This window comes from Micromonospora avicenniae (assembly GCF_900156065.1).
Taxonomy (GTDB): domain Bacteria; phylum Actinomycetota; class Actinomycetes; order Mycobacteriales; family Micromonosporaceae; genus Micromonospora; species Micromonospora avicenniae.
Genome location: NZ_FTNF01000017.1, coordinates 26127 through 47172, shown reverse-complemented (window position 1 = coordinate 47172; position 21046 = coordinate 26127). Strand labels below are relative to the sequence as shown.

The window sequence follows — 21046 nt, the reverse complement described above, 5'->3', positions numbered from 1 at the left end:
TAGGGGCGGCAGCGGTCAGCGGACCGGGAGGCCCTTGTTGCCGGCGCCCTTCATCGAGCGGGTGAGGGTACGGTCGCTGACCCAGAGGAAGCACTGCACGCCACGGTTGCCGTTCTTCCAGGCCTCCTCGAGCGGGTGGTAGAAGATCGTCCCGGCCCGGTACTGCACGTCGGAGTCGTTCGGCACCTTCACGTACGAGGCGATCAGCTTCCGGCACGCCTTGTGCAAGCTGAGGGTCGTGCGGGTGAACTCGTCGTAGCTGATGTCCGGCGCCTGGTAGACCCCGACGAACTCGGCGTGGTGCTTGGCGGTGCAGGCCTTCGGGACCATCTCCTCGATGTCATCCTTGACCAGCTTCGGGTCGAAGCAGCCGTACGCCAGCTTGGACGTGCCCTTCAGGGCGTCCCGCAGGCTCCCCGAACGTGGGTCGATGTCGGGCTTGTCGAGGCTCGCGATCTCGCTGGCGTCGCAGCGGAACCACCGGGCCCCGCCGGTCCACGCCGCGGGTGACGGGAAGACCACGTCGACGTTCAGCCGGCCGGAGCGCCAGTCGGCGCCGACCGCCTTGTTGACCTCCCGGTCGCATTCGGTGCGCGCGGCGCGCATGCCCACCGAGCCGGCCGGTGGCGGCGTGCTCCGCTTCGCGCCCGTACCGGTGAGCGTGCCGACGTGCAGCGTCTCCGTCCGGTGCGGCTCAGCGCAGTCCACCGGGTTGTAGGCGCTGAGATAGCCGACATCGGAGATGGCGAGGTGGCAGACTCCGGGCTCGGGGACGAACGCCTCGGCCGCGGCGAAGGTGGGCCAGTCATCGGTGAGTTCCGCGTCGAGACCGGCCGGGGCGCACCCGGCGAGCCCCAGCACCGCCACCGTGCTCACCACGGCCACCGTCCACCACCGTCGCATCCGCCGACCTCCCCGCCGACCGTGGTCACGCTCACCGGCGATCATCGACCGGTTGCGCCACGGCGCTGGAGCATACGGCACCGGCACTCAGATCGCTGGTAGTCCCTGTGGCCCCACCCCGCACATCGACCGGGTGAGCTTCCGGTCGTCGGTGCGCAGGAAACGCCGCATCCCGGTCGCCCGTCGGGCTCGTCCGTGGCGGGCGCGCCGAGGACCCGGGCGATGCGTCACCGTCCGGAGTGGAGTGTCGCCGGGTTCGCGCCGATCGGCCGGTCGCGAGTTGCGGTCCGTCCGGAAAGCGCCCGGGCCGGCCGGCTCGGCACCGGCGGTAGCTGCCGGGTCGCGCTCCGTCCCGGAAGCTGCCGTGGTGGCGGTGACCGGCGGCGACGTTCGTACACTTGCCCGGTGACCGTACCGCCGCCGATCGTCGCGCCGAGCATCCTCGCCGCCGACTTCGCCCACCTCGCCGATGAGGTCCGTGCCGTCGAAGGTGCCGCCGACTGGCTGCACGTCGACGTCATGGACAACCACTTCGTGCCGAACCTGACCATCGGGCTGCCGGTGGTGCAGAGCCTCCGGGCGGCCACCGAACTGCCGTTCGACGTGCACCTCATGATCGAGGATCCGCGACGGTGGGCACCCGGCTACGCCGACGCCGGGGCGTACAACGTCACGTTCCACGCCGAGGCGTGCGACGACCCGGTGGCGCTCGCCAAGGACCTGCGCTCGGCCGGGGCGAAGGCCGGGCTGGCGATCGACCGGGACACCCCGATCGAGCCGTACCTCGACCTGCTGCCGAGCTTCGACACCCTGCTGATCATGACGATCAAGGCCGGTTTCGGCGGGCAACGTTTCATTCCGCAACTGCTCGAGAAGGTGCGCGCCGCCCGCCGGCACGTCGCCGCCGGGCACCTGGAGCTGCGCATCGAGGTGGACGGCGGGATCGCCGCCGACACCATCGAGCAGGCCGCCGCGGCCGGCGCCGACGCCTTCGTGGCCGGCACCGCGGTCTACGGCGCCGACGATCCCGCCGAGGCCGTACGCCGGCTGCGGGCCCTCGCGGAACGCGCGACCTCCGGGGCCTGACGTGGACCCGGCGGAGGAGCGACCGGACGTCATCCTCGTCGTCGACGACGACGAGGACATCGCACGCTTCGTCGAGTTCAACCTCCGGCTGCACGGCTTCGAGGTGATCCACGCCGCCGACGGCCAGGAGGCGCTCGAGGTGATCGAGCGGCAGCGGCCCGACCTCGCGGTGGTCGACCTGATGATGCCCCGGATCGACGGGCTCGAGCTGACCCGGCGGCTGCGCGCCGACCCGATGACCTCGGCGCTGCCGGTGATCATGCTGACGGCCAAGGGGATGACCGTCGACAAGGTGCACGGCCTCAGCGCGGGTGCCGACGACTACCTGGTCAAGCCGTTCGACACCGCCGAGCTGGTGGCCCGGGTCAGCTCAACGCTGCGCCGCAACAAGGAGTTCCGGGAGGTCTCGCCGCTGACCGGCCTGCCGGGGAACAGCCGGATCCGGCGGGAGATCTCGGACCGGGTACGCAGCGGCGCCGACTACGCCGTCGGATACATCGACATCGACCGGTTCAAGAGCGTCAACGACCGGTACGGCTTCGTCCGGGGCGACGACTTCATCTCGGCCCTGGCCCGTAGCGTGCACCGGGCGGTGGTCTCCGTCGGGCTGCCACCTGCGTTCCTCGGTCACGTCGGCGGCGACGACTTCGTCATCGTCTGCGCCCCGGACCAGATCCGGCCGCTGACCTCGCAGGCCGTGGTGGACTTCGAGAAGGCGGCCGACTCGCTCTACGACCCGATCGACCGGGAGCGTGGCTACGTCGAGCTCAAGGACCGGCGGGGCAACATCCGCCGGGCCGCGCTGGTCACCCTCTCGATCGGCGTTTCCCTCTCCGACGCCGGCAAACGCTTCACCGACCCGCTCGAGGCCATCGCGGTCGCCAGCGAGATGAAGTCGGTGGCCAAGGGACAACCCGGGTCGTACGTGGCGGTCGACCGGCGACGTGGAGTCACCTGAGCCGGCCCGGGTGTGAACTACCTCGCCCAGGTGGCGGCTGCAGCCGGTCGGCGTGTAAGACTTCCCTGTACCCACCACGCGCTGGCGGGACTCGGTGAAATTCCGAACCGGCGGTGATCCACGGCGAGACCGTGGTCAGCCCGCGACCCGGTCGGCTCTGCCGCCCGGTGGACCTGGTGTGAATCCGGGGCCGACGGTTGGGAGCGGGACATCCCGCCCCAGACAGTCCGGATGGGAGACAGCGCGCGGGACGGACGGGTGTGCCCGGCCGCCGACCTCGGCGTGCCCTGTCACCCCTGCGGGTCGGCTGTGCCGTACCCGGATCTCCGCCGCCGCACGCCCGCGGCCCGATGCCGCCTCCCGACCCCGCCCGCGCGCCACCGGCGAGCGAGAAGGCAGGGACAAGGCGAATGGCGAGCGTCTCCGTCGACGAGGCGATGCGTCGTGCGATCGAACTCGGTGCGCGCGGACTCGGCACGACCAGCCCCAATCCGGTGGTCGGGTGCGTGCTGCTCGACGCCGAGGGCGAGGTCGTCGGCGAGGGCTTCCACGCGTACGCGGGCGGGCCGCACGCCGAGATCGTCGCGCTCGCGCAGGCCGGCGAACGCGCCCGGGGCGGCACCGCGGTGGTCACGCTGGAGCCCTGCGACCACACCGGTCGCACCGGCCCCTGCAGTCTCGCGCTCATCCAGGCCGGGGTCGCCCGAGTGGTGATCGCCGTGCCCGACCCGAACCCGGTGGCCTCGGGCGGCGCCGCCACCCTGCGCGCCGCCGGCGTCCGGGTCGACCTGGGCGTACGCACCAGCGAGGCGGAGGCCGGCAACATCGCCTGGCTGACCTCGATGCGCCGGGGCTGGCCGTACGTGATCTGGAAGTACGCCGCGACGCTGGACGGGCGTTCGGCGGCGGCCGACGGCACCAGCATGTGGATCACCTCGGAAGCCGCCCGGATCGACGTGCACGCGCTGCGTGGCACCGTCGACGCGGTCGTCGCCGGGGTGGGCACCGTGCTCGCCGACGACCCCCGGCTCACCGCCCGGAACCTGCGCGACGGCAGCCTCGCCATCCGCCAGCCGCTGCGCGTGGTGGTGGACAGCGAGGGACGTACCCCCGCCGACGCCCGGGTCCGCGACGGCGCGGCCCGGACCTGGATCGCCACCGTGGCGGAGGTCGGCGCCGGCAAGGACGGCCGGGTCGACCTGCCGGCGCTCCTCGCCGAGTTGCACCAGCGCGGCGTGCGGGCGGTGCTGCTGGAGGGCGGGCCCCGGCTGGCCGGTGCGTTCCTGGCGCAGGGGCTGGTCGACAAGATCGTCGGGTACGTCGCGCCCCGGCTGCTCGGCGCCGGACCGGCCGCGCTCATCGACGCGGGTGTGACGACCATCGCTGAGGCCATCGATCTTGAGTTGATCGACGTTACGCAGATCGGTCCGGATCTACGGATCACCGCGCTGCCCCGTAAGAGGGAGGGCTGACATGTTCACCGGCATCGTCGAAGAGTTGGGTGAGGTGGTCGCTGTGACGGCGACCGCGGGAGACTCGGCGCTGGTCGCCGTCCGCGGCCCGCTGGTCACCGCCGACGCCCGGCATGGTGACTCCATCTCCGTCAACGGCGTCTGCCTGACGGTGGTCGACGTCGACGCGGGCGTCTTCACGGCGGACGTGATGGGCGAGACCCTGCGCCGCTCGGCGCTCGGCACGCTGCGCCCCGGCGCCCCGCTGAACCTGGAGCGCGCCGCGACGCTGGGCAGCCGGCTCGGTGGGCACCTGGTGCAGGGACACGTCGACGGGGTCGGCGAGGTGCTCTCCCGGGAGCCGGCGGAGCAGTGGGAGACGGTCCGTTTCCGGCTACCCGCGCACCTGTCCCGGTACGTGGTGGAGAAGGGTTCGATCACCGTCGACGGCGTGTCGCTGACGGTGGCCGCCGTCGGCCCGGACTGGTTCTCGGTGGGGCTGATCCCCACGACGCTGAAGCTCACCACCCTCGGCGCGCGCGAGGTGGGCGACCCGGTGAACCTCGAGGTGGACGTGGTGGCCAAGTACGTCGAGCGGCTGCTCGGCGACCGGCTGGCTACCGGCGAGCCCGGGGCGCTGCCCGGCGTCTCGATCACCGGCCCCGGCGGGGTCGGCTCACCCGGCGAGGCCGGCTGATGAGCGCGCAGAGTTGGCTGCCCGGCGATCGGGCGGCCGAGTACTTCAACTACGGCGCGTTCTGCGCCTGGGGCGTCGCCAGCCGGTGGCGTACGTCGCAGGCGCTGCGGCCGGTCCGCTCTTCGATCCCGTCCACCTACCCGGAGGCCGTGGCATGACCACCTTTGGCACCATCGAGCAGGCGATCGCGGACATCGCCGCGGGGCGGCCCGTCGTCGTGGTAGACGACGCCGACCGCGAGAACGAGGGCGATCTGATCTTCGCGGCCGAGCTGGCCACTCCGGAGCTGGTCGCGTTCATGGTCCGGCACACCTCCGGTTTCATCTGCGTGCCGCTCGTCGAGAGCGAGGCCGACCGACTCGACCTGCCGCCGATGCACCACACCAACCAGGACCGGCGGGGCACCGCGTACACGGTGACCGTGGACGCCCGGGAGGGCGTCACCACCGGCATCTCGGCGGCCGACCGGGCACACACGATCCGGCTGCTCGCCGACCCGAGCACCGGCCCGGCCGACCTGGCCCGGCCGGGGCACGTGGTGCCGCTGCGGGCCCGGCAGGGCGGGGTGCTGCGCCGTCCCGGACACACCGAGGCGGCCATCGACCTCACCCGGCTGGCCGGCCTGCACCCGGCCGGCGTGCTCTGCGAGATGGTCAACGACGACGGCACCATGATGCGGGTGCCGGACCTGGAGAAGTTCTCCGCCGAGCACTCGCTGACGATGATCACCATCGCCGACCTGATCGCGTACCGGCGGCGGACGGAGAAGCAGATCGAGCAGGTCGCCGACGCGCGGATGCCGACCCGGCACGGGGTCTTCCGGGCGATCGGGTACCGCAGCACGCACGACGCCGCCGAGCACGTCGCGATGGTGTACGGCGAGATCGGCGACGGGAAGGACGTCGTGGTCCGGGTGCACTCCGAGTGCCTCACCGGAGACGTCTTCGGCTCGCTGCGCTGCGACTGCGGTCCGCAGCTCGACGCCGCGCTGGCGCGGGTCGCCCGCGAGGGGCGCGGAGTGGTGCTCTACATGCGCGGCCACGAGGGGCGGGGCATCGGGCTGCTGCACAAGCTTCAGGCCTACCAGTTGCAGGACCTGGGCCGGGACACCGTGGACGCCAACCTGGACCTCGGCCTGCCGGCCGATGCCCGGGACTACGGCACCGGCGCGCAGATCCTCTACGACCTCGGGGTGCGGTCCATGCGGCTGCTCACCAACAACCCGGCGAAGCGGGCCGGGCTGGAGGGGTACGGCCTGACGATCACCGGCCGGGAACCGCTGCCGGTGCGTCCCCACCCGGAGAACGTGCGGTACCTGCGTACCAAGCGGGACCGGATGGGACACCTGTTGGAGTTGGACGACGTCACCGAGGCGCCGGTCGGCAAGGTGTCCGCCGGCGACGAGATCGGAGCATAGACATGGCGGGATTCGGGGAGCCCACGACGGCGCCCGTTGACGCGACCGGAATGACGGTGGGTGTGGTCGCCGCGCGCTGGCACGGCGAGTTGACCGACCACATGGTCGAGCGGGCGGTCGCGGCCGCCGAGGCCTGCGGTGCCCGTGCGGTGGTCGCCCGGGTCGCCGGCTCGGTCGAGATCCCGGTGGTGGCGCAGGCCATGGCCCGTCGCTTCGACGTGGTGGTCGCGCTCGGCGTGGTGATCCGTGGCGCCACCGCCCACTTCGAGTACGTCTCCCGTTCGGTCACCGACGGACTGACCCGGGTCGCGCTCGACGAGGGGAAGCCGGTCGCGCACGGTGTGCTCACCGTGGACAACCTGGAGCAGGCCCGGGACCGGGCCGGCCTGCCCGGCTCGGCGGAGGACAAGGGCTGGGCGGCCACCGTCGCCGCGCTCGACGCGGCGCTGGCCGTCCGGTCGGTCGGCGTCGCCAACGGCCACCGGGTCGGCTTTACCGGCTGAGCGCCAACGACACGAGTGGCGGCCCCGGGGGAACATCAACCCCGGGGCCGCCACTCGTCGGCGTCCCGGTTGCGGCGTGACAAAATCCGCCGGTGAGCCGCATCGAGCACGTTGAGCTGCCCGGCCTGCGCATGGCGTACCGCGTCTGGGGCCCGGCCGACGGGCGACCGCTGGTCGCGCTGCACGGCGGTGCGACGACCGGCGCGACCTGGTCCGGGCTGGCCGGCGCGCTCGACGGCGTCCGGACGTACGCCCCGGACCTGCGCGGTTTCGGAGCCACCGACCGTCCCGGCCGGTACGGGCTGGAGTTGTTACGCGACGACGTGCTGGCGTTCCTCGACGCCCTCGCGCTGCCCCGGGTCACCCTGCTCGGTCACTCCTCCGGTGCGGTGGCGGCGTACCTGCTCGCGCAGGCGCACCCGGAGCGGGTCGCCGCGCTGGTGCTGGCGGAGCCGCCGCCACCGGTGCCGCTGGGCCTGCGGCTGCCCGACCGGCCCGCCGTGGAGCCGCCCTACGACTGGGCGGCCCGGACCGCGGTGGTGGCCGAGTTGAACGACCCGCCTCCCGACTGGTGGGAGAGGTTGACGCAGATCACGTCACCGACGCTGCTGGTCGCCGGCGGGGCCGCCAGTCATCTGCCGCAGCGCGAGCTGGCGCGGATGGCCGACCGGATTCCCGCCGCCCGCCTGGCCCGGATCGACGGCGGGCACGCGGTGCACACCGCCCGCCCGGCCGAGTTCCACCAGGTGGTGTGGGATTTTCTCGCGTCGACGGCGGGCTGACGCCGGCCGGGTCCGAGCCGCCGGCTCCGAAGGCGGTAGGAAACGCCGTGCCTCGACCCGGGGCGCGCCACCGGTCCGGGAAGCTGGAAGAATCGCGGCGTGAAGACGTTCGAGGAGTTGTTCGCCGAGCTGCAGGCCAAGGCCGCGGCCGGCACTTCCGGCTCGGGCACCGTCGCCGCCCTTGAGCGGGGCGTGCACTTCATCGGCAAGAAGGTCGTCGAGGAGGCGGCCGAGTCGTGGATGGCCGCCGAGCACGAGGGCCGGGAGCGGGCCGCCGAGGAGATCTCCCAGCTGCTCTACCAGACCCAGGTGCTGATGCTCGCCACCGGGCTCGAACTGAAGGACGTCTACCGACATCTGTGAGTGCGTCCCGTCGTCGACCAGAACCGACTGCTAGGAGCACTCCGTCATGCTGCGTGTCGCCATTCCCAACAAGGGCACCCTCGCCGAGCCGGCCGCCCAGATGCTGCGCGAGGCGGGCTACCGCCAGCGCACCGACCCGAAGGACCTGGTCTGCCGGGACGAGCCCAACGACATCGAGTTCTTCTACCTGCGACCGAAGGACATCGCCACCTACGTCGGCTCCGGTGACCTGGACCTCGGCATCACCGGCCGGGACCTGCTCATCGACTCGGGCGCGGTGGCCGAGGAGGTGATGGACCTCGCCTTCGGCCAGGCCACCTTCCGGTTCGCCGCCCGCCCCGAGGACATCGACTCCGTGCAGGACCTGGGCGGGCACCGGGTCGCCACCGCGTACCCGGGGCTGGTCCAGCGGCACCTCAGCGAGCTGGATGTGAAGGCCGACGTGATCCGGCTCGACGGCGCGGTGGAGAACGCCGTACGACTGGGTGTCGCCGACGTGGTGGCGGACGTGGTCGAGACCGGTGCGACCCTGCGCCAGGCCGGCCTCGTCGTCTTCGGCGAGCCGCTGCTGCGCTCGTCGGCGGTGCTCGTACGCCGCGCCGGCGCCCCGGCGCACTCGCAGGCCGAGCAGCTGCTGCGTCGCCTGCACGGGGTGCTGGTGGCCCGCCGTTACGTGATGCTCGCGTACGACGTGCCGGCCGGCCTGCTGGACCGGGCCAGCTCGCTCACCCCGGGCATCGAGTCGCCGACGGTGTCACCGTTGCACCGGGAGGGCTGGGTCGCGGTGCAGGCGATGGTGCTCCGCGACGACGTACACCGGATCATGGACGAGCTCTACGAGCTCGGCGCCCGGGCGATCCTCGTCACCAACATCCACGCCTGCCGGCTGTGACGGCGACGCCTCCGGCGGCCGTGCCGGAGCCGGCCCCGCCCTGCCCGGAACCCGCAGCGGCGTCGCCTCCGGCGCAGCCCGGTCCACGGTCGCCCGGAGGGGAGCCCGTGCGGCCGGCGGGGTCCGGTTCGCGCCCGGCCACCCCGGGCGTCGCTCCGCCGCGACCGGTCCCGCCAGCCACGAGACCCCTGCCGGTATGGGTGGCCCTCTCCCTCGTGGCCGTTGCCGGCGTCGCCTCGGCGGCGCAGGGCGCGGCCAACGGCGAGTTGGGCGCCCGGGTCGGCGAACCGACCCTCGCCGCGGTGGTCAACAACCTCGGCGGCACCCTGCTGGTGGCCCTCGGGCTCGTGGTCCTGCCGTCGATGCGTACCGGGCTCGCCGCGCTGCGCCGGGCCCGGCTGCCCTGGTGGTCCTACCTGGGCGGGTTGGGTGGCGCGGCGATCGTGGTGCTCGGCGCGTACGTGGTGCCGGTGCTCGGCGTCGCCGTCTTCACCATCGCCCAGGTCGCCGGGGGAAGCCTGGGCGGGTTGGCGGTGGACCGGGCCGGCCTCGCCCCGGTCGGCCGACTGGCGCTCACCGGACCCCGGATCGCCGGCGGGCTGCTCGGCGTGGCGGCGGTGGCGCTGGCCCAGTTCGGTCAGCCGGTGGGAGAGCTGGCCGTCGGGCTGGTCCTGCTCGCGGTCGCCGGTGGGGTCGGGGTGGCGCTGCAGTCCGCGCTGAACGGTCGGGTCTCCGCGGCCGGCTCGGCCGCCGCCGGCGTGGCGGTCAACTTCGTGGTCAGCACACCGGTGGTGCTGCTCGTGGCGGCCGTCGCCGGCGCGCTCACCGCGCCGCCCGCCAGCTGGCCGGACGCCTGGTACCTCTACACCGGCGGCCTGCTCGGCGTGGGCATCGTGGCCGGCCTGGTGGTCGGGGTCCGCTCGGCGGGGGTGCTGCGCACCGGTCTGGCCCTGGTGGCCGGTCAGCTCGGCGGGGCGTTGCTGCTGGACGAGCTTCTGCCCGGCGGCCCGGGCGCCGAGCCCGCCGTGCTGGTCGGGGCGGGGCTGACCCTGCTCGCGGTAGTCGTCGCAGGTCGCCGTACCCGCCGGCGCTGACGCCGCCGCAGCCGGCTCGGGCGGTCACCGTCCGGTCCGTCGTGGCTCGGGCAGCGTGGCGGCGGCGGACGTGCCGGAGGCGGGTGGCAGACTGGTGGGGTGAGCGAACCCGAGCTGATCCGTCTGCGGCCCCGGCGCATCCGGGTGATCTGCTGGGCATCCGCAGCCGTCCTGTTGGTGGTCTTCTCCGTGGTGGCGACTTCCCTGCACGGCCCGACCGGAGACGGCTACGGCACCTTCCAGCGCGGCGACCAGCTCGCCATGGTCGGTCTCGGCATCTTCGGCGCGCTCGGCATCCTGCTGTTCACCCGCCCCCGGGTGGAGGCCGACGCGCGGGGTGTCCGGGTGCGCAACCTGGTCGGCTCGTACGAGCTGCCGTGGGAGGTCGTACGCGGCATCCGCTTCGACCGGGGCGCGCCCTGGGCCAGTCTGGAGCTGCACGACGACGACCTGATGCCGATGGTCGCCCTGCAGGCCGCCGACAAGGAGTTGGCCGTCGAGGGGGTGCGGGCGTTGCGTCGCCTGCACCAGGCCCACCTGGACCGCCTGACCGAGAGCGCCCCCAACCGCTGACCCCGCCACCCCACCCTCACCGGCATTGGCCGCTCTTTCACGGAAAGAGTGGCCAATTCGCGTCGAATGGGCACTCTTTCCGTGAAAGAGCGCCGGTCCGCCCGGGGGCGGTTGGGTGGGGGTGTGGGGAGGGTGTAGTGTTGTCGAGTCGACCAGGCTGTCCGCATAGATCGGGCGGCCATGAAAGTGGAGCGCCTGCTCCCACCCGAGTCGCCGCTACGGTGGCCGGGTCCGGTCACCGGTTCCGGGCATGTCCCGGCGCCGGATGCGCGATCATTTGATCGTGCCGACCGGTCGAGCAGGCCCTGGCATGTGCCGGGGCCTTCTGCTTTCCGGGTCGGCTCCCGCCCGGGAGCCGCAGGGTCGGCACCTGGCAAACACTCGACTCGAGGAGGCCCCATCAGCGTCGAACCACGCGTGAACGAGCAGATCCGGGCACGTGAGGTCCGACTGGTCGGCCCCGAGGGTGAGCAGGTGGGCATCGTCCCACTGGAGCGCGCCCTTCAGCTGGCCGCGGACGTCGATCTGGACCTGGTCGAGGTTGCGCCGATGGCGCGCCCGCCGGTGTGCAAGCTCATGGACTTCGGCAAGTTCAAGTACGAGAGCGCACTGAAGGCGCGCGAAGCGCGGCGTAACCAGCAGCAGACCGTCATCAAGGAGATGAAGCTCCGGCCGAAGATCGATCCGCACGACTACGAGACCAAGAAGGGTCACGTGGTGCGGTTCCTCAAGGCCGGCGACAAGGTCAAGGTGACGATCATGTTCCGCGGTCGCGAGCAGAGTCGGCCGGAGCTGGGTTACCGGCTCCTGCGTCGGCTCGAGTCGGAGATCTCGGAGCTGGGGTACGTCGAGGCCGCTCCGAAGCAGGACGGCCGAAACATGATCATGGTGCTCGCGCCGCACCGCGCCACCAAGGCAGCCGCGGTCGCCGCGACGGCCTCCCGTGGCGGGGCGCCCCGGGAGCGGGCCGAAGGGTCTGCCACCCCCGAGGCCGGCGAGACCGCAGCAGCCGGTGAGACCGGCGCAGTCGCCGACAACAGCGGCGAGTAACAGGGGAGAAGACGTTCCACATGCCGAAGATGAAGAGCCACACGGGGATGGGCAAGCGGGTCAAGGTGACCGGCAAGGGCAAGATCGTTGCCCAGCAGGCCGGCCTCCGGCACAACCTGGAGAAGAAGCCCTCCACCCAGACCCGCCGGCTGACCGGCACCGTCGTGCTGGCCAAGGCCGACGTGAAGCGCATCAAGAAGCTGCTCGGCCGCTGACGCGCGCCACCCGACGTAAGAAGGAGTTGAGATGGCACGCGTCAAGCGGGCTGTGAACGCCCAGAAGAAGCGCCGTACCCTGCTGGAGACCGCGAGCGGCTACCGCGGTCAGCGCTCCCGCCTCTACCGCAAGGCCAAGGAGCAGGTGCTGCACTCGATGCAGTACTCCTACCGGGACCGTCGCGACCGCAAGGGCGACTTCCGGCAGCTCTGGATCCAGCGGATCAACGCGGGCGCCCGCGCCAACGGGATGACCTACAACCGCCTGATCCAGGGCCTCAAGCTGGCCGGCATCGAGGTCGACCGGAAGATCCTGGCTGACCTGGCCGTCAACGACGCCGCCGCGTTCGCGGCGATCGTCGAGCTGGCCCGGGCCGCGGTCGCGGCCGAGGGCACCGGCGGTGCGGCGGCTCAGGCCGCCTGATCCCCTGCGTCTGAGGCGCCCCTCGTCGACCCCGACGGGGGGCGCCTCGCTGCAAGGATCGAGGAGAAGATGCTCTTCACCCCGCGTACGCCCCGGGTGGTCGCCGCCCGCCGGCTGCACCGGCGCCGCGACCGCGAGGCCACCGGCCGATTCCTCGCCGAGGGCCCGCAGGCGGTGCGCGAGGCGCTCGCCGTGCCGGGCGTGGTCACCGAGCTTTTCGGCACTCCGGCCGCCCTCGACCGGTACGCCGAATTGGCGGCCCTGGCCGCCGGCGGTGACGTGCCGGTCTCCGAGGTGACCGACGACGCGCTCGTCGCGCTCGCCGAGACCGTGGCCCCGCAGGGCCTGGTGGCCGTCTGCCGGCACCTCGACGTACCGCTGGACCGGGCCCTCGACCGCCGGCCCGGGCTGGTCGCGGTGCTCGCCGAGATCCGCGACCCGGGTAACGCCGGCACGGTGCTGCGTACCGCCGACGCGGCGGGGGCGGGCACGGTCGTGTTCGCCGGAGACGCCGTCGACCCGTACAACGGCAAGTGCGTGCGCGCCTCGGCGGGCAGTCTGTTCCACGTCGACGTGGTCCGCGCCGACGATCCGGTCGGGGTGGTCGCCGCGTTGCGCGCCGCCGGGTTCGCGGTGCTCGCCACCACCGGCTATGGCGAGGAGGACCTCGACGACCTGGCCGACGCCGGCCGGCTCGCCGCGCCCACCGCCTGGCTGTTCGGCTCCGAGGCGCACGGGCTGCCGCAGGCGCTCACCGAGGCCGCCGACGCCCGCGTCCGGGTGCCCCTGCACGGGCGCGCCGAGAGCCTGAACCTGGCTGCGGCCGCGGCCGTCTGCCTGTACTCTTCAGCGAAAGCACAGCGCCGACCGGGCTCCGGTCGCGCGGACGTCACGACCGGGGAGACCAGCCGTCCATGAACGCGCCACGGCGTTCGTTTAGCCAGCCCGCCGGTGCCGGCGGGCGGCGGGCCTGACCCTGCTCCCTGCGTAACTCCCACCGGCGGGCTGCGGCGAAGCCGCGCGTCCGTAGACTCGCTTAGCCACCCTCCGAGGGTCGGCGCCGCCGTGAGGGAGTACCCGTACGCCATGACCTACCGCAACGATCCGTACGACCCGAAGCAGGTCGCCCTGCTCGACCCCGCCGCTCTGGCCGCGGCCGTGGCCGACGCCGAGAAGGCGTTCGCCGAGGCCACCGACCCGGACGCGCTGACCGCGCTGCGCCCGGCGCACCTCGGTGACCGGGCGCCGGTGTCCCTGGCCCGCCGGGAGATCGGCGCGCTGCCGCCGGCCGCCAAGGCCGACGCCGGTAAGCGGGTCAACGAGGCCCGCCGCGCGATCGAGACCACGTATGCCGCCCGGGCCGAGGCGCTGGAGCGCGAGCACGCCGAGCGGGTGCTGGTCGCCGAGCGCGTCGACGTGACGCTGCCGTACGACCGGCAGCCGCGCGGCGCGCGGCACCCGTTGAGCACGCTGATGGAGCAGATCAGCGACCTGTTCGTCGGAATGGGCTACGAGGTGGCCGAGGGGCCCGAGGTCGAGCTCGAGTGGGTCAACTTCGACGCGCTCAACATCCCCGCCGACCACCCGGCGCGCGGGCTGATGGACACCTTCCACGTCGACCCCGCGGACCGGTCGGGCCTGGTGCTGCGTACGCACACGTCGAACGTGCAGACCCGGACGATGCTCAGCCGCAAGCCGCCGATCTACGTGATCTGCCCCGGCCGGGTCTACCGCACCGACGAGGTGGATGCCACCCACAGCCCGGTCTTCCACCAGGCGGAGGGCCTGGTGGTGGACAAGGGCATCACCATGGCGCACCTGCGCGGCACGCTCGACCACTTCGCCAAGGCGATCTTCGGCCCGGACGCGAAGACCCGGTGGCGGCCGCACTACTTCCCGTTCACGGAGCCGTCGGCCGAGTTCGACGTGTGGTTCCCGGAGCACCGCGACGGCCCGCAGTGGGTCGAGTGGGGCGGTTGCGGGATGGTCAACCCCCGGGTACTGCGCGCCTGCGGGATCGACCCGGAGGTCTACTCGGGCTTCGCGTTCGGCATGGGCATCGACCGGACCCTGATGGTCCGGCACGGAGTCAGCGACATCCGCCACCTCTTCGAGGGCGACGTCCGGTTCAGCCGGGCGCTCGGGACCGAGGCGTAGGCGATGCGGGCACGAGTTACGGAGACGGTGGTCTGAGTCATGCGAGTTTCTGTCAGCTGGCTGCGGGAGTACGTCGACCTCCCCGCCGACCTGTCCACCGGTGACCTGGTGCAGGCCCTGGTCGACCTCGGCATCGAGGTCGACTCGGTGACCGACCTGCGGGAGAACGTCACCGGGTCGCTGGTGGTCGGTGAGGTTCTGGAGATCGAGGAGCTGACCGGCTTCAAGAAGCCGATCCGGTTCGTCCGGGTCGACGTCGGGGCCGCGAACGGCACCGGCGAGCCGCAGGAGATCGTCTGCGGTGCGCGCAACTTCGCCCCCGGTGACCGGGTGGTCGTCATCCTCCCCGGCGGGGTGCTGCCCGGTGGCTTCGCCATCGGCTCGCGCAAGACGTACGGGCGGGTCTCCAACGGCATGATCTGCTCGGTCCGTGAGCTGGGCATCGGCGACGACCACGACGGCATCCTGGTGTTGCCCGGGGAGAGCCCGGCCAAGCCCGGTGACGACGCCCGACCGGTGGTCGGCCTCGACGAGGTCGTGCTCGAGCTGGACATCACCCCGGACCGGGGGTACGCGCTGAGCCTGCGCGGTCTGGCCCGGGAACTGTCGCACGCGTTCGGGGTGCCGTTCCGTGACCCGGGCCTGGCGCCCGCGCCCGGCGGCACGCCCCAGCCGGCGTACCCGGTCGAGGTGCGGGACACGGTGGGCTGCGACCGGTTCGCCGCCCGGCTGGTCCGCGGCGTCGACCCGAGCGCGCCCACGCCCGCCTGGATGCAGCGGCGGCTCACCACCGCCGGGATCCGGAGCATCTCGCTGCCGGTCGACATCACCAACTACGTGATGCTCGAGCTGGGTCAGCCGATGCACGCCTTCGACGCCGACCGGATCACCGGGCCGCTGGTGGTCCGCCGCGCCGAGGCGGGGGAGAAGCTGACCACCCTGGACGGTGTCGACCGTGTCCTCGCCGCCGAGGACATGGTGATCTGCGACGACAGCGGGCCGATCTCGCTCGCCGCGGTGATGGGTGGCGAGACCAGCGAGGTCGTCACCGGCACGACCGACGTGCTGTTCGAGGCCGCCCACTGGGACCCGGTGATGGTGGGACGCACCGCCCGCCGGCACAAGCTGTTCAGCGAGGCCGCCAAGCGTTGGGAGCGGGGCGTCGACCCGGCCCTGCCGCTGGTCGCCCTGGAGCGGGCGGTGCGGCTGCTCACCGAGTACGGCGGCGGCACGGTGGGCGACGGGATCCTGGACCTCGACCACGTGGTCCCGCGTACCCCGATCACTCTGGCCGCGGACCTGCCGACCCGGCGGATCGGCGTCGACTACCCGCCGGCGCGGGTGGTGGCCCTGCTGGAGCAGGTGGGCTGCACGGTGGCGCAGGGCGCCGACCGGCTCGCCGAGGACCCGGGCTCGGTCGGTGTGCTCGCCGGCGCCGGGGTGGCGCTCACCGTCACCCCGCCGAGCTGGCGTCCCGACCTCACCGACCCCGCCGACCTGGTCGAGGAGGTGGTACGCCTCGACGGGTACGACAAGGTGCCGTCGGTGCTGCCGGTGGCGCCGGCCGGTCGCGGCCTGACCTGGCAGCAGCGCCGGCGCCGGGCGATCGCCCGGGCGCTGGCCGACCGTGGGTACGTCGAGGTGCTCGCCCACCCGTTCGTCTCGCCGGAGCTTCCCGACCTGCTCGGCCTGCCGGCCGACGACCCGCGCCGGCCCGCGGTGCGGCTGGCCAACCCGCTCTCCGACGAGGAGCCGATGCTGCGCACGACGCTGCTCGGCCCCCTGCTCGGGGTGCTCAAGCGCAACCTCGGCCGGGGCCACCGCGATCTCGCGCTCTACGAGATCGGGGCGGTCTTCCACCCGCGGCCCGGCGTGGGCAGCCCGCCGGCGATGGGGGTGGACCGGCGGCCGACCGACGCGGAGTTCGCCGCCGCCGACGCGGTGGTGCCCGCGCAGCCCCGGCACCTCGCCGCCGTGCTGACCGGCGAGATCGAGCTGTCCGGCTGGTGGGGCGGCGGGCGCGCGGCCGGGTGGGCGGATGCGGTCGAGGCCGGGCGGACGGTGCTGGCCGCCGCCGGCATCCCGACCGACCGGGTCGAGGTGCGGGCCGCCGAGTACGCGCCGTGGCATCCGGGTCGCTGCGCCGAGCTGCTGGTCGACGGCCTCGTGGTCGGGCACGCCGGCGAGCTGCACCCGACGGTGCTCGCGGCGCTGGAGCTGCCCCGCCGTACCAGCGCCGTGGAGCTGAACCTCGACCTGCTGCCCGCCGCGCCGGTGCTGTCGGCCCCGGCGGTGTCCGGCTTCCCGCCGGCGCTGATCGACGTGGCGCTGGTGGTGGACGGGTCGGTACCGGCGGCGCAGGTGCAGCAGGCACTCGTCGAGGGTGCCGGCGAGCTGCTCGAGGACGTACGCCTCTTCGACGTCTACACCTCCGACCAGCTCGGGCCGGAGCGCAAGTCGTTGGCGTACAAGCTGACCTTCCGCGCGCCGGATCGCACGCTCACGGTGGAGGAGGCGGTGGCCGCCCGGGACGCGGCGGTGGCCGTGGCCGCCGAACGTTTCGGCGCCACCCTGCGCGGCGCCTGATCCGGTGCCGGTGATCGGTTGGGTGGTGGTGGCCGTCGTGCTCGTGGCGGCCACCACCGGCCTGCTCTGGGCCCGCCGGCACCTGATGCTGGTCTCGGTGGTGGGCCGCAGCATGGAACCGACGCTGCGCCCCGGCGACCGGGTGCTGGCCCGGCGGGTGCCGCTGGCCGGGGTCCGTTCCGGTGACGTGGTCGTGGTGGTGGCGCCGGCGGCGATGACCGGCGGCCACCCCACCCGGCCCGGTGACGGCGAGCCGGGCCTGCTCATCAAGCGGGCGTACGCGGTGCCCGGCGACCCGGTGCCGGTGGACCGGGTACCGCTGCTCGGGCAGCGCCCGGAGCGGGAGGTGCCGCCGGGGCACCTGGTCGTTCTCGGCGACAACCCGCCGTTCAGCTACGACTCGCGTGAGTGTGGGTACATCCCGGAGCCGGATCTGCTCGGGGTGGTGATCCGGCCGCGTCTGCGGCCCTGAGACGGACGTGCCGCGCGGCCGGTCACCGGCCACGCGGCACACCCGGGGGCGATCAGCACAGTGAGGTCATGGTGCTGGCACCGGCCGAGCAGTAGTAGCCGCATCCTCCGCAGTTCACCGCGCAGGAGCCGCTGTAGCTGCACCGCTTGAAGTAGCAGGTGCCGCATACCGCGCACCACGGGTCCGGCGGACAGCCGGCCGCGGCGGTCACCTTCGGCACGAACACACCGAGCAGCCGCTCGCCGAGGCCCTCAAGTCGACGGAACATCCGTTCACCTCCTTCCGACGGGTCGTCGATCGATGCCGGCACGCTACGGCCGCCCCGTACACCGCACCTACAGCCGACGCGGGAACCGGCGCGCGTCGATGTATCAGTGCTGTATCCGTCCCTCCTAGCCTGGGCCTCCCCACGCTGAGGAGGTGGAGACGGATGCGAGCGGTGGAACTGGCCGCGCGGTTGCTACTGGCCCTGGTGTTCGTCGCCGCGGTGGTCGGCAAGTTGCGTACCCGCGCCGGCTTCGCCGAGTTCGTCGGCTCGGTCGGCCAGTTCGGTGTGCCGGCGCGATGGGCGTCGCCGGTCGCCCGGCTGGCGGTCGCCGCGGAGGCGGCGGTCGTGGCGCTACTCGCCGTCCCGGCCACCGCACCCGCCGGGCTGGTGCTCGCCGCCGGGCTGCTCGGCGTGCTCACCGCGGCCATCGTCGGCGCCCTGCGTCGCGGGGCACGCCCGGCCTGTCGCTGCTTCGGCGCGGCCGACGCGCCGATCGGTCCCCGGCACGTGGCGCGGAACCTCGCACTCACCGTGGTGGCCCTGCTCGGGCTGTCGGGCTGGGCAACCGCCGGGCCGTCGCTGCCGCCGGCGGCAGCTCTGCTCGCCGCCGGGGTGGCCGTTCCGCTCGCCGCAGTGGTGGTGCGCCTCGACGACCTCGTGGCCCTCTTCGCCCCCGCTTCGCCCCGGGCGACCCGCCCGGCCGGCCGTTCCTGACCCCGCGATCCGAAGGAGCCCTCATGGCGCTGTTGACCGTCGCCGTCGTCCTCGTCGCCGCGCTCGGCCTGCTCAACCTGGTGCTGCTGCTCGGCGTGATCCGCCGGCTCCGCGAGCACACCGACCTGCTCAGTGACCGGCAGGCACAGCCGCCGGAGGTGATGTCGGAGGTCGGCTCGATCCCCGGGGAGTTCGTCTCGACCACGCTGGACGGCGAGTTGCGTACGCGTGCCGACATCCCGCCGATGACGCTCGTGGCGTTCCTCTCGCCGGCCTGTGAGCACTGCGAGGAGCAGCTGCCTCTTCTGATCGAGCGGGCCCGGACCATGCCCGGTGGCGCCGAGCACGTCTGGATCGTGGTGGTCGGCAAGGGCCCGGACACCGAGCCGTACGCCGCCCAGTTCGCGGGCCTGGCGACGGTCTTCGTCGAGCCGGGCACGGGCCCGCTTCCGCTCGCCTTCGGGGTCAAGGGGTATCCCGCGTTCGGCCTGCTCGACGAGCGCGGGATCGTCGCGTCGACCGCGTTCGGCATCGCCCGGTTGGACCTGCCGGTGGCTCGGTGACCGGCCCCCGCCTGACTCCGCGCCGGGCCGCCCGGCACGCCCGCGCGGCCCTCGGTCTGACCTGGCGCGCAGCGCCCGGGGGGACTGTGGTCGACCTGCTGCTGGCGATCCTCGCCGGCGTGACGCCGGTGCTCGTCGCCGCGCTCACCAAGCTCGTGCTGGACGTACTCACCGGTGCGGGGCGGGCGGGAGTGTCGCTGGTCCTGCTCGGCGTCGGTCTGGCGCTGGTGGCGGCAGCCGGCGTGGTCCTGCCGCACCTGCGGACGTACGTGGAGAAGGAGCGGATCCGGGCGGTGAGCCGGCTGGTGCGCCGCCGGTTGCACGACGCGGTGCTGCGCCTGGTGGGCCTGGTCCGGCTCGAGGACCCGGCGTTCCAGGACCGGCTGCAGGCGGCCCAGCAGACGGGGCACCTCGGTCCCACCCAGCTCACCGGGAACGCGTTCGGCGCGGTGCAGAGCGTGCTCGCACTCGGCGGTTTCCTCGGCGTGCTGCTGGCACTCAGCCCGGTGGTCGGTCTGCTGGTGCTGGTCGCGGCGCTGCCCACGCTCTGGCTCCAGCTGCGTCTCAACCGTGCCCGGGCCGCGATGGTCCTGCACCTGGAGCACTTCCAGCGGCGTGACCTGTTCTTCGCCCAGCTGCTGGTGGGTGTGCCGGCCGCCAAGGAGGTCCGGCTCTTCGGTCTCGGCCGGTTCTTCGGCGACCGGATGCTCGACGAGCTGCGCGGCATGCACGGCGTCGAGCAGCGGCTGGACCGCCGCGAGCTGCGCGCCCAGGGCCTGCTCGGGCTGCTCGGCGCCGCGGTGGCCGGTGCCGGGGTCGTCTACACCGTGACGGCCGCCGCGGCCGGCCGCCTCACCGCCGGCGATGTGGTGATCTACCTGGCGGCCGTACCCGGGGTGCAGGGCGCGCTGGGCAGTCTGGTCGGTCAGCTCGGCGCGATCCACCGGGCGCTGCTCCTGTTCGACCACTACGACGAGGTCGTCCGGGCCGAACCCGACCTGCCGGTGCCCGCCGCGGCCCGGCCGGTCCCGCCGCTGCGGCACGGCATCGAGCTGCGTGACGTCTGGTTCCGGTACTCACCACGGCATCCGTGGGTGCTGCGTGGGGTCGACCTGTTCCTCCCGGCGGGCGCCACCACTGCGCTGGTCGGGCTCAACGGGGCGGGCAAGAGCACGCTGGTGAAGCTGCTCTGCCGGTTCTACGACCCGGAGCGCGGCACGATCCGGTGGGACGGGGTCGACGTGCGGGAGTTCGACCCGGCGGCGCTGCGTGAGCGGCTCGGCGCGGTGTTCCAGGACTTCATGCCGTACGACCTGACCGCTGCGGAGAACATCGCGGTGGGGGACCTCGCCGCCCGCGACGAGCCCGACCGGGTGCGCGCCGCCGCTCGGCAGGCCGGCGTCGACGAGACCCTGACCGGGTTGCCGCGCGGCTACGACACCCTGCTCACCCGGATCTTCTTCGACGGTCCGGACCGGGACGACGCGCAGGCCGGCGTGGTCCTCTCCGGCGGGCAGTGGCAGCGGGTGGCGCTGGCCCGCGGCTTCCTGCGGGCCGACCGGGACCTGCTCATCCTCGACGAGCCGAGCTCGGGACTCGACGCCGAGGCGGAGCACGACCTGCACACCCGGTTGCGCGAGCTGCGCCGTGGGCGTACCAGCCTGCTCATCTCCCATCGCCTCAACGCGGTGCGGGACGCGGACAGGATCGTGGCGCTGGCCGACGGCCGGGTCGCCGAGTGCGGCCCGCACGACGAGCTGCTCGCCGCCGGCGGCGGGTACGCCCGGCTCTTCACCCTGCAGGCACGGGGCTACCGCGAGGACAGCCCCACGGCGGTCTGACCCGCAGCCGGTGGCGGCGTGTGGTGTCGGAACCCGT

24 protein-coding genes and 1 riboswitch are annotated in these 21046 nt (G+C 73.3%); of the genes, 22 read left to right on the top strand and 2 right to left on the bottom strand.

Translation table 11 applies throughout. The annotated features are described in order from the left end of the window. Positions 1-15: 15 nt before the first annotated feature. The gene (locus BXA10_RS22875; RefSeq protein ID WP_076472872.1) at positions 16-903 is read right to left on the bottom strand and encodes a septum formation family protein; all 888 of its coding nucleotides are present in this window, start codon (positions 901-903) and stop codon (positions 16-18) included. A 405-nt stretch (positions 904-1308) separates the two neighbouring features. On the opposite strand from BXA10_RS22875, the gene rpe reads away from it, so the two are divergent. The 19 genes from rpe (at position 1309) to BXA10_RS22785 (ending at position 17623) form a co-directional block, all read left to right on the top strand. After that, positions 1309-1989, top strand: a complete 681-nt coding sequence (gene rpe / locus BXA10_RS22870; protein ID WP_076472938.1) for a ribulose-phosphate 3-epimerase — start codon at positions 1309-1311, stop codon at positions 1987-1989. 1 nt (position 1990) lies between these two features. Next, the gene (locus BXA10_RS22865; RefSeq protein ID WP_076472871.1) at positions 1991-2947 is read left to right on the top strand and encodes a response regulator; all 957 of its coding nucleotides are present in this window, start codon (positions 1991-1993) and stop codon (positions 2945-2947) included. Positions 2948-3023: 76 nt separating this feature from the next. Further along, positions 3024-3194: riboswitch (FMN riboswitch) on the top strand. A gap of 163 nt (positions 3195-3357) precedes the next feature. Further along, positions 3358-4419 carry a bifunctional diaminohydroxyphosphoribosylaminopyrimidine deaminase/5-amino-6-(5-phosphoribosylamino)uracil reductase RibD gene (gene ribD, locus BXA10_RS22860; protein ID WP_076472870.1) on the top strand — a complete coding sequence of 354 codons (1062 nt, stop codon included), beginning with the start codon at positions 3358-3360 and terminating at the stop codon, positions 4417-4419. A gap of 1 nt (position 4420) precedes the next feature. Next, positions 4421-5095 (top strand): riboflavin synthase, encoded by a 675-nt coding sequence (locus tag BXA10_RS22855; RefSeq protein ID WP_076472869.1) that lies wholly within the window; start codon positions 4421-4423, stop codon positions 5093-5095. Further along, positions 5095-5253, top strand: coding sequence for a hypothetical protein (locus BXA10_RS31620; RefSeq protein WP_175649277.1), 159 nt, complete (start codon positions 5095-5097; stop codon positions 5251-5253). Before BXA10_RS22855 ends, BXA10_RS31620 begins: the two co-directional genes overlap by 1 nt. Beyond that, entirely contained in the window at positions 5250-6512 is a 1263-nt protein-coding gene (locus tag BXA10_RS22850) for a bifunctional 3,4-dihydroxy-2-butanone-4-phosphate synthase/GTP cyclohydrolase II (protein WP_076472868.1), read from the top strand. The genes BXA10_RS31620 and BXA10_RS22850 overlap by 4 nt, the downstream gene beginning before the upstream one ends. A gap of 2 nt (positions 6513-6514) precedes the next feature. Further along, a complete protein-coding gene (gene ribH / locus BXA10_RS22845) occupies positions 6515-7015 on the top strand; it encodes a 6,7-dimethyl-8-ribityllumazine synthase (protein ID WP_076472867.1) in 501 nt (166 codons plus the stop codon). Positions 7016-7107: 92 nt separating this feature from the next. Continuing rightward, positions 7108-7797, top strand: coding sequence for an alpha/beta fold hydrolase (locus BXA10_RS22840; protein WP_217696832.1), 690 nt, complete (start codon positions 7108-7110; stop codon positions 7795-7797). Between the two features lie 99 nt (positions 7798-7896). After that, on the top strand, positions 7897-8160 hold the full coding sequence (locus BXA10_RS22835) for a phosphoribosyl-ATP diphosphatase (protein ID WP_076472866.1): 264 nt from the start codon (positions 7897-7899) through the stop codon (positions 8158-8160). A 46-nt stretch (positions 8161-8206) separates the two neighbouring features. After that, positions 8207-9052: an ATP phosphoribosyltransferase gene (hisG, locus tag BXA10_RS22830; protein WP_076472865.1), complete on the top strand. Its 846-nt coding sequence runs from the start codon at positions 8207-8209 to the stop codon at positions 9050-9052. A 200-nt stretch (positions 9053-9252) separates the two neighbouring features. Next, positions 9253-10146, top strand: a complete 894-nt coding sequence (locus tag BXA10_RS22825; RefSeq protein ID WP_245828382.1) for a DMT family transporter — start codon at positions 9253-9255, stop codon at positions 10144-10146. Between the two features lie 99 nt (positions 10147-10245). Beyond that, positions 10246-10719 (top strand): PH domain-containing protein, encoded by a 474-nt coding sequence (locus BXA10_RS22820; protein WP_076472864.1) that lies wholly within the window; start codon positions 10246-10248, stop codon positions 10717-10719. A gap of 417 nt (positions 10720-11136) precedes the next feature. Further along, positions 11137-11769 (top strand): translation initiation factor IF-3, encoded by a 633-nt coding sequence (gene infC, locus BXA10_RS22815; protein WP_076472863.1) that lies wholly within the window; start codon positions 11137-11139, stop codon positions 11767-11769. 20 nt (positions 11770-11789) lie between these two features. Beyond that, positions 11790-11984: a 50S ribosomal protein L35 gene (rpmI, locus tag BXA10_RS22810; protein WP_007458415.1), complete on the top strand. Its 195-nt coding sequence runs from the start codon at positions 11790-11792 to the stop codon at positions 11982-11984. 31 nt (positions 11985-12015) lie between these two features. Beyond that, positions 12016-12408 carry a 50S ribosomal protein L20 gene (gene rplT, locus BXA10_RS22805; RefSeq protein ID WP_076472862.1) on the top strand — a complete coding sequence of 131 codons (393 nt, stop codon included), beginning with the start codon at positions 12016-12018 and terminating at the stop codon, positions 12406-12408. A 69-nt stretch (positions 12409-12477) separates the two neighbouring features. Then, positions 12478-13326, top strand: a complete 849-nt coding sequence (locus tag BXA10_RS22800) for a TrmH family RNA methyltransferase (protein ID WP_076472861.1) — start codon at positions 12478-12480, stop codon at positions 13324-13326. Between the two features lie 168 nt (positions 13327-13494). After that, complete coding sequence (gene pheS / locus BXA10_RS22795) at positions 13495-14565, top strand: phenylalanine--tRNA ligase subunit alpha (RefSeq protein ID WP_076472860.1); 1071 nt, start codon at positions 13495-13497, stop codon at positions 14563-14565. Positions 14566-14604: 39 nt separating this feature from the next. Next, positions 14605-17151 (top strand): phenylalanine--tRNA ligase subunit beta, encoded by a 2547-nt coding sequence (gene pheT, locus BXA10_RS22790; RefSeq protein ID WP_076472859.1) that lies wholly within the window; start codon positions 14605-14607, stop codon positions 17149-17151. A gap of 4 nt (positions 17152-17155) precedes the next feature. Then, on the top strand, positions 17156-17623 hold the full coding sequence (locus BXA10_RS22785) for a S26 family signal peptidase (RefSeq protein WP_139338097.1): 468 nt from the start codon (positions 17156-17158) through the stop codon (positions 17621-17623). A gap of 52 nt (positions 17624-17675) precedes the next feature. On the opposite strand, the gene BXA10_RS22780 is transcribed toward BXA10_RS22785, so the two are convergent. Beyond that, positions 17676-17891, bottom strand: coding sequence for a hypothetical protein (locus BXA10_RS22780; protein ID WP_076472858.1), 216 nt, complete (start codon positions 17889-17891; stop codon positions 17676-17678). A gap of 162 nt (positions 17892-18053) precedes the next feature. Between BXA10_RS22780 and BXA10_RS22775 the strand changes: the two genes are divergently transcribed. The 3 genes from BXA10_RS22775 to BXA10_RS22765 are packed head-to-tail and all read left to right on the top strand — an operon-like array spanning position 18054 to position 21009. Next, positions 18054-18605 (top strand): MauE/DoxX family redox-associated membrane protein, encoded by a 552-nt coding sequence (locus tag BXA10_RS22775; protein WP_076472857.1) that lies wholly within the window; start codon positions 18054-18056, stop codon positions 18603-18605. Between the two features lie 23 nt (positions 18606-18628). Further along, a complete protein-coding gene (locus tag BXA10_RS22770; RefSeq protein ID WP_076472856.1) occupies positions 18629-19168 on the top strand; it encodes a TlpA family protein disulfide reductase in 540 nt (179 codons plus the stop codon). Then, positions 19165-21009 carry an ABC transporter ATP-binding protein gene (locus BXA10_RS22765; protein ID WP_076472855.1) on the top strand — a complete coding sequence of 615 codons (1845 nt, stop codon included), beginning with the start codon at positions 19165-19167 and terminating at the stop codon, positions 21007-21009. The genes BXA10_RS22770 and BXA10_RS22765 overlap by 4 nt, the downstream gene beginning before the upstream one ends. The last annotated feature ends 37 nt before the right edge of the window (positions 21010-21046 follow it).

Bases quoted from the DNA above. Each gene is read 5' to 3' on its own strand.
- BXA10_RS22875 (WP_076472872.1), bottom strand. From the start codon at position 903: ATGCGACGGTGGTGGACGGTGGCCGTGGTGAGCACGGTGGCGGTGCTG.
- ribD (WP_076472870.1), top strand. From the start codon at position 3,358: ATGGCGAGCGTCTCCGTCGACGAGGCGATGCGTCGTGCGATCGAACTC.
- BXA10_RS22855 (WP_076472869.1), top strand. From the start codon at position 4,421: ATGTTCACCGGCATCGTCGAAGAGTTGGGTGAGGTGGTCGCTGTGACG.
- BXA10_RS31620 (WP_175649277.1), top strand. From the start codon at position 5,095: ATGAGCGCGCAGAGTTGGCTGCCCGGCGATCGGGCGGCCGAGTACTTC.
- BXA10_RS22850 (WP_076472868.1), top strand. From the start codon at position 5,250: ATGACCACCTTTGGCACCATCGAGCAGGCGATCGCGGACATCGCCGCG.
- ribH (WP_076472867.1), top strand. From the start codon at position 6,515: ATGGCGGGATTCGGGGAGCCCACGACGGCGCCCGTTGACGCGACCGGA.
- hisG (WP_076472865.1), top strand. From the start codon at position 8,207: ATGCTGCGTGTCGCCATTCCCAACAAGGGCACCCTCGCCGAGCCGGCC.
- rpmI (WP_007458415.1), top strand. From the start codon at position 11,790: ATGCCGAAGATGAAGAGCCACACGGGGATGGGCAAGCGGGTCAAGGTG.
- rplT (WP_076472862.1), top strand. From the start codon at position 12,016: ATGGCACGCGTCAAGCGGGCTGTGAACGCCCAGAAGAAGCGCCGTACC.
- BXA10_RS22800 (WP_076472861.1), top strand. From the start codon at position 12,478: ATGCTCTTCACCCCGCGTACGCCCCGGGTGGTCGCCGCCCGCCGGCTG.
- pheS (WP_076472860.1), top strand. From the start codon at position 13,495: ATGACCTACCGCAACGATCCGTACGACCCGAAGCAGGTCGCCCTGCTC.
- pheT (WP_076472859.1), top strand. From the start codon at position 14,605: ATGCGAGTTTCTGTCAGCTGGCTGCGGGAGTACGTCGACCTCCCCGCC.
- BXA10_RS22780 (WP_076472858.1), bottom strand. From the start codon at position 17,891: ATGTTCCGTCGACTTGAGGGCCTCGGCGAGCGGCTGCTCGGTGTGTTC.
- BXA10_RS22775 (WP_076472857.1), top strand. From the start codon at position 18,054: ATGCGAGCGGTGGAACTGGCCGCGCGGTTGCTACTGGCCCTGGTGTTC.
- BXA10_RS22770 (WP_076472856.1), top strand. From the start codon at position 18,629: ATGGCGCTGTTGACCGTCGCCGTCGTCCTCGTCGCCGCGCTCGGCCTG.